Genomic DNA, 9,538 nt, shown 5'->3' on the forward strand with positions numbered 1-9,538 from the left:
ACCAACACGCAAGCTGTCGCAGAATCCTACAAACAGGCTGTGACAAGCTGTTTTTTTATAACAGATTCTTACAAAGCATAGCCGCAGTTGGCGGCTTTACAGGCCAGCCTGGCGTTCGCCTTCATCCTGCACGTCCCGTGCTTCGGCCACCTCGCGCGGGCGGCGCACCTTGAGTTCGCTGACCACCACCGCGATCACGATCAGCAGGCCGCCGAGCAGTGCCACGCCCGGCAGGCGCTCACCGGCGATGCGCCCGACGATCCCGGCCCATACCGGTTCGCCGGCATAGATGAGGGTGGCGCGGGTGGGCGAGACCGACTTCTGCGCCCAGTTCATTGCCACCTGGATCACCGCGCTCATGGCGCCCAGCCCCACGGCACTGGCCAGCAGCAGCCAGGAAAAGTCGGGTATGCGCTCCTGGGTCGGCACGATCATCAGGAACGCCAGCAGCGAGGCGGTCGCCAGCTGCACCACGGTGACCCGGCGCACATCGACCTGGCCCGCGTAGCGGCTGATCAGGATGATTTCGCCGGCAATGGCCACGGCGCTGACCAGGGTTACCAGCTCGCCTTCGCTGAAGTGCAGGCTGCCACCCTCCGGGCCGGCCAGCAGCATCAGGCCGATGAACGCCAGGCCGATACCGATGCTGGGCATCAGGCCGGGGCGCCGGCCCAGCACCAGCCATTGCAGCAGCGGCACGAACGGCACGTACAGCGCGGTGATGAACGCCGACTGGCTGCTGCTGATGGTTTGAAGGCCCATGGTCTGCAGGCCGTAGCCGAGCATGATCGACACCCCGATCAGCATGCCGGCCTTCAGTTCGGTGAAGGTCAGCCCCGGCAGCGCCCGCGCCGAGACCACCCCGACGAACAGCGCGGCTGCAGCGAAGCGCAGGCCGACGAAGAACATCGGGCCGCTGACGGTCATCACGTTGTGCACCAGCAGGAAGGTGCCGCCCCACAGCATGGTGATGAACACCAGCACCAGTTCGGCCTTGCTCAGGCGAAAGGCAATGGCAGGGGTCGGTTTGCTGTTGGGCTGGCTCATGGTCTTGCGCACTCGGAGGGGGCGGCGCACAATCGCCGCAAAGTGGGCAGTATACTGCGCAATACCGACCAGTGAGCAATATAGTGCACAAAGATTCCTCGCACCGGGCATCGGTGCTGCAACATGTCAGCCTCAATGTACGCAGCCTGCGCAATGCCGCGGGCATGAGCCAGACGGCGCTGGCGGAACGCTCCGGTGTCAGTCGGCGCATGCTGGTGGCGATCGAGGCGGGCGAAAAGAATGTCAGCCTGACTACCCTCGACCTGATTGCCGAAGCCTTGGGCGTGGCTTTCAGTACCCTGATCCAGGCACCTGACCAGCGTGATCCCGGGCGCATCGAAGAGTTGGCCTGGGCCGGGGAGCACCCGCAGAGCCGGGCGGTGCTGCTGGGCAGCAGTGTGGCGCGGCGCGAGGTGGAGCTGTGGGAATGGAACCTGGCACCGGGCGAGTGCTATTCCAGCGAGGCTGATGCCGAGGGCTGGAGCGAGCAGATCTATGTGGCGCAAGGGCAACTGACGCTGATTATCGAAGGGGCCGAGCATCGCCTGCAGGTCGGGCAGTTCCATGTGTTTCCCAGCAATTGCCGGTATGCCTATCGCAACGATGGGGCGGTTGCGGTGCGGTTTGTGCGCAATGTGGTGATCTAAGAGCGCGCAGGGCTGCACCACCTGTGGGAGCGGGCATGCCCGCGAACACCGGCGGAGCCGGTGCCATCCTCCGCGTCGCCTGATTCGCGGGCACGCCCGCTCCCACAGGTGCTGAGCAAGCCTGATCAGCTATTCAGCAACTCATCGGTCCTGACCACCTTGGCATAGGCAAACGCCAACGCCGCCATCACCGAATCATGCACCTGCGCCGCCGGCACCTGCTTGCCATCGAACTCCAGTGGCAGCGTGGCACAGGCGTCGTGCGCCACGGTCACGTCGTAACCCAGGTCGGCCGCGGCCCGGGTGGCGGCGTCGACGCACATGTGGCTCATGCTGCCGACGATGGTCAGGGCCTCGACGCCATGCCGGTCCAGCGTGTGCTCAAGGTCGGTACCGAGGAAGGCGTTGACCTTGTGCTTGAGCACCACCGGTTCACCGGCCTGAGGCTCGACCTTGGCATGGATCGCCGCACCCTGCGAGCCTGGCGCGAAGAACGGCGCATCGGCGCTGTCGAACTCATGCCGCACATGCACCACCAGGTCGCCCCGTTGACGCGCCGCCGCCAACAGGCGGGCAGCATTGTCGGCTGCCTGGTCGGCACCATCGAGGGTCCATTTGCCGCCCGGGAAGTAGTCGTTCTGGATGTCGATGATGATCAGCGCCTGCTTGCTCATGCTGCCTCCTGTGGCAGTAGTCGTTGGATGACGTTAGTTATAGGCTGTGTGCACTGACCTGAGGATTGGCGCGAACGACACTATGCAGGCAAAAACTGACAACCCCGCCAGCCTGGACATCGGCCTGCTGCTGTACCCCGGCGCGCAACGTGCTGCCGTGCATGGGCTGGCCGACCTGTTCCTGGTGGCCAATCGGGTGGTCGCCGAACTGGGGGCCGTCGAGTTGCCATCGGTGCGTATCAGCTTCTGGCAGGCAGACGAGGCGGGGCAGTTGCAGCCTGCCCCTGAGAGCCCACCTGCCGCCGCGGCCGATCTGCGGGTGCTGATCATTCCGCCGAGCCTGGAGTCGGCGCCTCACGGTGAGCTGCTTGAGCGCCATCGTGCGTCGTTATGCCAGTTGCACGGGCACGGCACGGTGCTGGCATCGGTGTGCATCGGGGTGTTCTTCATCGCCGCCAGTGGCCTGCTCGACGGGCGCCCGGCCTGCACTCACTGGAACTACGTGCATTCGCTTGCCCAGCGTTTTCCCAAGGTGCGGGTCGAGGCCCAGCAACCGTTGCTGGACGATGGCGACATCGTCACCTCGGCTGGGCTGATGGCCTGGACCGACCTGGGCTTGCGCTTGCTGGAGCGCTTCATGGGCGCGACGGTGGCGCGGGAAACTGCCCGCTACCTGGCGGTCGATCCGGTCGCGGCGCCGCTGCCTGGTGCAGTGTTCAATCCACGCCTGGACCATGGCGATGAGGCGGTGCTGAAAGTGCAGCACTGGTTGCAGGGCAACGGTGGGCAGGATGCCGACCTGGCCAGCATGGCTGCGTGCGCGGGGCTGGAGGAACGCACCTTCCTGCGGCGTTTTCGTGCTGCCACGGGGCTACGGCCAACCGAGTACTGCCAGCAGGTGAGGGTGGGGCGGGCGTGCCGCTTGCTGGAGTTCACCCGGCGCAATGTCGAGCAGATCGCCTGGGGCGTCGGTTACCAGGACCCGGGAGCGTTTCGCAAGGTGTTTCAGCGCATCACCGGCCTGACCCCGAGTGATTACCGGCGGCGCTTCGCGGTATCGGGTTAGGGCGCGGGTGCGTTCCCGGTGCGGAAAACCGCTTGACCTTGACATAACTTGAGGTTTTACCCTGCTCGGCATCGCGCTGTAGGCGTCCGTCACCAGGAGACCGTTCATGACGGCAACATCCCATGCCCTGTGGTTTACCCAGATGATCGAATACGAAGTACCCGGCAGGTTCCAGCAGGCGTTGGCCCAGGCGCTGGTGGCGCGCAGCGAAGCGCTGGCCGCGCGTTGCGAAGGGCTGCAGGGTGTCAGCATCCAGGCCAGCGACGATGGCAGCCGGGTGCTGCAGTACCTGCAATGGCAGTCCCGCCAGGCGTGGGCAGCGGCGGCCGTTTATTTCGTCGGGGAACCTTTCCTCGAACTGCTTGGCCAGCATCAGGCGCGTGGGGTCAACTTTGCTGCCTACCAGACCCTGCGTAGCCTGGTGCGCGGCGCCGATGGCGGCCTGCATTGCCAGGTGGGCGAGCCTCAGGCATACCAGGGCGCGTAGTGCGGGTAGCGGTCCAGGCGGGCGCCAACGACCATTTCACTGATCCATGCCGCCAGGATCGAACTGTAGGCTTTCTGGCTCTCTTCGCTGGACAACGCGTGGTCGGCACCGTCGACGATGCGGTGGGTGAGCGAATGGGCGCTGACGAATGCCGAGCGGTAGCTCATCAAGGTGCTGTGCGGCACATAGTCGTCCTGCTCGGACTCCACCAGCAGTACATCGCCACCGAACTCGGCACAGGCTGCCAGTGCGCGGTTGTCCGCCGGGCCGAGCGGGCGCTGACGGTAGGCGTTCAACCGTTGCCGGTCGAGGGTTTGCTTGGGGAGGTTCCATTCGTCGTCCCAGTACATCGCGGGTACCCGCAGGGCCAGCCATTTGACCGGCCGCTCACGGGTCAGCAGGGTGGCCAGGTAGCCGCCGTAGCTGCTGCCGATGATGGCGATGGCACTGGTGTCGACGGCCGGGTGGCTTACCAGCCGGTCGTAGGCCACCAGCAGGTCGGTCAGGTTCTGTTCGCGGGTGACCGTCAGCCGTTGGCTTTCGGTTTTTTCGTGGCCGCGCAGGTCGAAGGTCATGCACACGCAGCCCAGCCCGGTGATATGCCGGGCGCGGGCCAGGTCGCGTTGCTGGCTGCCACCCCACCCGTGGACGAAGAGGATGCCGGGCATCTTGCTGCCGGGGCTGACCAGGGTGCCGACGATGCTGTCATCCTCGACCTGCAGTTCAACGGTTTCACTCTGAATGGTCATGTTCACGAATCCGCGCGAATTTGCTGAGTTGTCCGAGTTCACTGTCGTTTCCTTGGTAAAAGAGGGTGGCGTCAGTGGGCAGTTCGGGGGTGCCGAACACTTCATGGGTAGAGGCACGCACCCGTTGCAATGCCGGGTCGTCAGCGAACGCCTGCAAGGCCAGCAGCTCGGCACTGCTGGCTCCGCCCAGGCGCCAGGATTGCTCGAGTACGCCGCTGCGCAGGTGGCCCAGGGGGTTGACGCCGCGTGCGATGTCGTAGTTGCGCCGTGAGGCGATGAAGCCGGGGAAGTGCTGCTCGGCGGCCTGCTCGTACGCCATCGCCTGGTTGATGGCCAGGCGCAGCGGCTCGTCCAGCGGCAGTTGCAGCAGTGCCTGATAGTCACCGCGCACCACTACCAGGTCGGAGCCGCCATACACTTCTGTGCCCTGATGGTCGCGGGTCAGTTGCTGGGTACCGTGATAGCTGCAGGTCAGGCCGGCGACGCGTACCTGCCCGACGCTGAAGGTTTGCACTTCGCTCAGGTCCTCCTCGAGCACCAGCCCCCATAGCGCAAGGTCCTGGTCATCCATGCCGGCCAGCAGCGGTTCCAGCTCATCGGCCGTGGTGATGACCTGTTGCCCACGGCCTGCGCAGGCCAGTACCGGCTTGATTCGCAACGGGCCGTCCGCCAACAACAGCTGTGCGGCGGTGCGCGCATCAGCCTTGCTGAACACGGTGTAGCCGCGCAGCAGGGCGTCGCTGGCTTGGCGGGCGAAGGCATCGGTCCAGCCCGGCGGGAAACTGGCCCCGGCCGGCAACGGGTGAGAGATCGCCTTGGTCGCCATGTAGGGGTGTGCGACCAGGCCACCGAACAGGTCCTGCTCGCTGCAGATGCCCAGGGCGGCATGGCGCTTGGGATCGACCAGGGTTTCGGTGGGCAGGTAGTAGTAGCCATCGGTGGCGCTTGGTGGCTGGCCGGGTTGCACGTGCGGGCAGCCCAGCAGGAGGGCCAGGCCATCGGCAAGCTTCAGATGCACGGCATGCTCGTGGTCGGGGGTGTGCGCGCGGGTGTCGAGCAGCACCACGCCGCTTTTAGGGGCGCAGGCATTGGGCATGGTCATTTGCCTGTGTGCAATGAATGTACTGAGTGTGAAGCCGGTGCTTTGAGGAAGTTCAGCGGAACTTGATCGGTGGTCCTGGCCCGTCTGTAGGAAATGTCCGGTATGCGCAGGGCGTGACGGGCAATGCATGCCGTGTGTCGGTCGCCACGATTGCAGGGCTTCGGCGGCTGTTCCATTATCGGCACACTGGATAAACCGTGATGTAGCCGCAGGAGAGCGCATGAACGTTCAGACCACCTTTGGGCAAAGCGTGCCGCAGCGCCTGGCGCAGGTTCGCCAGGCCATGGCCGCAGAGGGCATCGATGCCTTGCTGGTACCCTCGGCCGACCCCCATCTTTCCGAATACCTGCCCGGTTACTGGCAAGGGCGCCAGTGGCTGTCGGGTTTCCACGGCTCGGTCGGCACGCTGGTGGTCACGGCTGACTTTGCCGGGCTGTGGGTCGATAGCCGCTACTGGGAACAGGCGGAACACGAGCTGGCTGGCAGCGGCATCGAGCTGATGAAGCTGTTGCCGGGCAAGCCTGGTGCGCTGGAATGGCTGGGCGATCACGTCGAGACCAATGGCAGCGTGGCGGTAGACGGTGCGGTCATGGCCCTGGCTTCGGCGCGCCAGCTTGGCGAACGGCTGAAGGCGCGCGGGGCGCGACTGGTGACTGACAAGGACCTGCTGGGCCAGGTATGGGAAGGGCGCCCGGCGCTGCCAGGCAACCCGGTCTACCAGCATTTGCCACCGCACGCCACGGTAAGCCGTGCGGAGAAGCTGGCGCAGTTGCGCCAGAGCGTGCAGGCCAAGGGGGCCGACTGGCATTTCATCGCTACCCTGGATGACATTGCCTGGCTGTTCAACCTGCGCGGTAGCGATGTGTCCTATAACCCGGTGTTCGTCGCCTTTGCCTTGATCAGCCAGCAGCAGGCCATCCTGTTCGTCGGCCAGGACAAGCTCGACGAACATCTACGCCAGGTGCTGGCGGCCGATGGTATCGAGGCGCGCGACTACGCCGAAGCAGGCAAGGCCCTTGCCGCCATGCCGGCCGGCAGCCGATTGCTGGTCGACCCGGCCCGGGTAACCTGCGGCCTGCTGGATAACCTGCCGGCCGGGGTGGAACTGGTCGAGGGGCTCAACCCCAGCACCCTGAGCAAGTCGTGCAAAGGTGATGACGATCTGGTGCACATCCGCCAGGTGATGGAGCAGGACGGCGCGGCCTTGTGCGAGTTCTTCGCCTGGCTCGAGGCCAACCTCGGTCGGGAGCGGGTTACCGAACTGACGGTCGACGAGCAGTTGAGTGCCGCGCGTGCCCGCCGCCCAGGCTTCGTGTCGTTGAGCTTCTCGACCATTGCCGCCTTCAATGGCAATGGCGCGATGCCGCATTACCGTGCCACCGAGCAGTCGCATGCGGTCATCGAGGGCGATGGTCTGTTGCTGATCGATTCGGGTGGGCAGTACCTTGGCGGCACCACCGACATCACCCGCATGGTGCCGGTGGGCAACCCGAGCCTTGCACAGAAGCAGGATTGCACGCGCGTGCTCAAAGGCATGATCGCCTTGTCGCGGGCCACCTTCCCGCGTGGCGTGCTGTCGCCGTTGCTCGATGCCATTGCCCGGGCACCGATCTGGGCTGACCAGGTGGATTACGGCCACGGCACCGGGCATGGGGTGGGTTACTTCATGAATGTGCACGAGGGGCCGCAGGTCATTGCCTACCAAGCGGCGCCCACGCCGCAGACGGCGATGCAGGTGGGCATGATCAGCTCGATCGAGCCGGGCACGTACCGCCCAGGGCAGTGGGGTGTGCGCATCGAGAACCTGGTGGTTAACCGCGAGGCCGGCAAGAGCGCCTTCGGCGACTTCCTGAACTTCGAGACCCTGACGCTGTGCCCGATCGATACCCGCTGCCTGGTGCCCGAACTGCTGGCCAGGGAAGAGCTGGACTGGTTGAACGGCTATCACGCCAGGGTACGCGAGCGCCTGGCGCCGTTGCTCAAGGGGGACGCGCTGGCCTGGCTGGAGGCGCGTACCGTGCCCTTGTAAGGCGGCAAATGAAAAGGGCAGCTTGCGAGCTGCCCTTTTTTTCTACTTGCAGATGACGATCATGCTGCGGCTGGTGTAACCCGCCGGGTTGATGCCGAACAAGTAATCACCGGGTTCTTCATCGCTATCGCCCGAGCGTGCAATGACCCGGTAGCCGCGCGTGCTGCAGGAGCTTGCGGCCTTGCTGTAGCAGTTGTCCCACGAGGAAGACAGGCCGGAGCAATTGATATGCAGGCCCTTCTTGCCCCTTTTGACCTCAGTCTTGGCCGTGGCGGCACATCCAGCAATAGCCAAGATGGCCAGGATGAGCAAAATACGTTTCATTCCTGTCCTTAAATGCAGGGCGGATCAGCTGCCAGGCCCTGTCGTTATCGCTTCGGTTCTTCCTGAAATTTCCCCAGCGTCCGTGTTCGGTCCAGTAGATAGCGTAAAGATGATGATTCTGTGACAGCTTAATGAGCGAGACGGGTCGCTACAATCATTAATCCTGTCTCAAATGAAAATATTTCTCATATCAGTCTGCCGCGACGGCCGGGCTGGGTTCCTTGCGCATGGACAGGGTGGTGCCAACCGACGCGGTAATGATCGCCAGGATGGCCAGCCACTGGGTAATCGTCAGGACCTCGCCCAGGAACAGCAGGCCGGACAGTGCGCCGAAGGCTGGTTCGATGCTCATGAGGGTGCCGAAGGTGCGTGCCGGGATGCGCGTGAGGGCAACCATTTCCAGGCTGTAGGGCAGGGCGGTGGACAGCACCGCGACGCCCAGGGCCATGGGGATCACGGCGGGAGTGAGCAATGCGCTGCCGGCGTGGGCGATACCGATGGGGGCAACGAACAGCGCGGCGACCACAACGCCCAGTGCGGCACTCTGGATACCATGCTCGGCCCCGGCCCGCTGCCCGAACAGGATGTACAGTGCCCAGCACACGCCCGCGCCCAGGGCATAGGCTGCGCCGACCGGGTCGAGGGCCTGCCCGCCATGGCCGGCCGGCAGCAACAGCAGCAGGCCGACGATGGCCAGCGCAATCCACAGGAAGTCGATCGGCCGGCGCGAGGAGAAGATCGCCACGGCCAGCGGGCCGGTGAACTCCAGTGCCACGGCGATGCCGATCGGTACCGTTTGCAGGGCCATATAGAAGAGGAAGTTCATGCCGCCCAGCGCCATGCCGTAGATGATGACGTTGCGCAGGGTGTTGCGGGTCATGCGCACACGCCACGGGCGCAGGATCAGCAGCATGATGATGCTGGCGAAGATCAGGCGCAGGGTGGTGGTGCCTTGGGCGCCGATGAGGGGGAACATGCTTTTGGCCAGGGAGGCACCGGACTGTATCGATGCCATGGCGATGAGCAGCAGGCCGATCGGGAAGAGGGTAGCGGCCAGGCTGCGGGGCTGGGTGTTCATTTCTGTGCAGCGATCCTTGAGCGGGGTGGGGTGAGCAATATAGTGCGCAATTATGAGGGTGTGGGGCAAGGTGCCGGCCATGAGTTTTCTGGCGCCTGTGAGATCGAGCACCTGGCGGCCCTGACGCGGTCTTTTTCAAAAAAACCTAAATTATTGAAATTAAAGGTTGACCTCCTGAAACGCCGCCCTATAATGCGCACCACTCCAACGCGGTAGCGAAGCAAAGCCAGCCACCCTGTTGAGTCAAGTGTTTGAAGCTAAACGAGTTTCTCGCAAAAAACTTCAAAATAAACGCTTGACAGCAAATGAGGAAAGCGTAGAATGCGCGCCTCGGT

10 protein-coding genes are annotated in these 9,538 nt (G+C 64.3%); 4 read left to right on the forward strand and 6 right to left on the reverse strand.

Translation table 11 applies throughout. The features are described from left to right. Positions 1 to 96 precede the first annotated feature (96 nt). Complete coding sequence (locus tag ABIB24_RS25600; RefSeq protein WP_137163438.1) at positions 97 to 1,047, reverse strand: DMT family transporter; 951 nt, start codon at positions 1,045 to 1,047, stop codon at positions 97 to 99. An 83-nt stretch (positions 1,048 to 1,130) separates the two neighbouring features. On the opposite strand from ABIB24_RS25600, the gene ABIB24_RS25605 reads away from it, so the two are divergent. Next, positions 1,131 to 1,694 carry a helix-turn-helix domain-containing protein gene (locus ABIB24_RS25605; RefSeq protein WP_274079634.1) on the forward strand — a complete coding sequence of 188 codons (564 nt, stop codon included), beginning with the start codon at positions 1,131 to 1,133 and terminating at the stop codon, positions 1,692 to 1,694. Between the two features lie 125 nt (positions 1,695 to 1,819). Here ABIB24_RS25605 and ABIB24_RS25610 read toward each other — a convergent pair whose 3' ends face one another. After that, complete coding sequence (locus ABIB24_RS25610) at positions 1,820 to 2,368, reverse strand: cysteine hydrolase family protein (protein ID WP_137163439.1); 549 nt, start codon at positions 2,366 to 2,368, stop codon at positions 1,820 to 1,822. An 82-nt stretch (positions 2,369 to 2,450) separates the two neighbouring features. Here ABIB24_RS25610 and ABIB24_RS25615 point away from each other — a divergent pair, with 82 nt between their 5' ends. Together ABIB24_RS25615 and ABIB24_RS25620 are read left to right on the forward strand one after the other, a co-directional pair. Further along, positions 2,451 to 3,434, forward strand: coding sequence for a GlxA family transcriptional regulator (locus ABIB24_RS25615; protein WP_137163440.1), 984 nt, complete (start codon positions 2,451 to 2,453; stop codon positions 3,432 to 3,434). Positions 3,435 to 3,540: 106 nt separating this feature from the next. Next, positions 3,541 to 3,921, forward strand: coding sequence for an antibiotic biosynthesis monooxygenase (locus ABIB24_RS25620; RefSeq protein ID WP_025338386.1), 381 nt, complete (start codon positions 3,541 to 3,543; stop codon positions 3,919 to 3,921). Here ABIB24_RS25620 and ABIB24_RS25625 read toward each other — a convergent pair. Further along, complete coding sequence (locus tag ABIB24_RS25625) at positions 3,900 to 4,670, reverse strand: alpha/beta hydrolase family protein (protein ID WP_025338387.1); 771 nt, start codon at positions 4,668 to 4,670, stop codon at positions 3,900 to 3,902. The genes ABIB24_RS25620 and ABIB24_RS25625 overlap by 22 nt on opposite strands. Further along, a complete protein-coding gene (locus tag ABIB24_RS25630) occupies positions 4,654 to 5,772 on the reverse strand; it encodes a DUF3182 family protein (protein WP_354317549.1) in 1,119 nt (372 codons plus the stop codon). The genes ABIB24_RS25625 and ABIB24_RS25630 overlap by 17 nt, the downstream gene beginning before the upstream one ends. Positions 5,773 to 5,992: 220 nt before the next feature. On the opposite strand from ABIB24_RS25630, the gene ABIB24_RS25635 reads away from it, so the two are divergent. Then, positions 5,993 to 7,801, forward strand: coding sequence for an aminopeptidase P family protein (locus tag ABIB24_RS25635; protein WP_137163443.1), 1,809 nt, complete (start codon positions 5,993 to 5,995; stop codon positions 7,799 to 7,801). 42 nt (positions 7,802 to 7,843) lie between these two features. Here the strand turns inward: ABIB24_RS25635 and ABIB24_RS25640 are convergent, their stop codons facing one another. Together ABIB24_RS25640 and rhtA are read right to left on the reverse strand one after the other, a co-directional pair. Then, positions 7,844 to 8,125: a hypothetical protein gene (locus ABIB24_RS25640; protein ID WP_025338390.1), complete on the reverse strand. Its 282-nt coding sequence runs from the start codon at positions 8,123 to 8,125 to the stop codon at positions 7,844 to 7,846. Between the two features lie 190 nt (positions 8,126 to 8,315). After that, on the reverse strand, positions 8,316 to 9,203 hold the full coding sequence (gene rhtA, locus ABIB24_RS25645; RefSeq protein ID WP_085619470.1) for a threonine/homoserine exporter RhtA: 888 nt from the start codon (positions 9,201 to 9,203) through the stop codon (positions 8,316 to 8,318). Positions 9,204 to 9,538: the final 335 nt, after the last annotated feature.

The organism is Pseudomonas sp. UYEF17 (assembly GCF_040546125.1).
In the GTDB taxonomy this organism is placed as follows: domain Bacteria; phylum Pseudomonadota; class Gammaproteobacteria; order Pseudomonadales; family Pseudomonadaceae; genus Aquipseudomonas; species Aquipseudomonas putida_Z.

Coding starts and splice junctions, on each gene's coding strand:
- ABIB24_RS25600 (WP_137163438.1), bottom strand. CDS start 1,047: ATGAGCCAGCCCAACAGCAAACCGACCCCTGCCATTGCCTTTCGCCTG.
- ABIB24_RS25610 (WP_137163439.1), bottom strand. CDS start 2,368: ATGAGCAAGCAGGCGCTGATCATCATCGACATCCAGAACGACTACTTC.
- ABIB24_RS25615 (WP_137163440.1), top strand. CDS start 2,451: ATGCAGGCAAAAACTGACAACCCCGCCAGCCTGGACATCGGCCTGCTG.
- ABIB24_RS25620 (WP_025338386.1), top strand. CDS start 3,541: ATGACGGCAACATCCCATGCCCTGTGGTTTACCCAGATGATCGAATAC.
- ABIB24_RS25625 (WP_025338387.1), bottom strand. CDS start 4,670: ATGACCATTCAGAGTGAAACCGTTGAACTGCAGGTCGAGGATGACAGC.
- ABIB24_RS25630 (WP_354317549.1), bottom strand. CDS start 5,772: ATGACCATGCCCAATGCCTGCGCCCCTAAAAGCGGCGTGGTGCTGCTC.
- ABIB24_RS25635 (WP_137163443.1), top strand. CDS start 5,993: ATGAACGTTCAGACCACCTTTGGGCAAAGCGTGCCGCAGCGCCTGGCG.
- ABIB24_RS25640 (WP_025338390.1), bottom strand. CDS start 8,125: ATGAAACGTATTTTGCTCATCCTGGCCATCTTGGCTATTGCTGGATGT.
- rhtA (WP_085619470.1), bottom strand. CDS start 9,203: ATGAACACCCAGCCCCGCAGCCTGGCCGCTACCCTCTTCCCGATCGGC.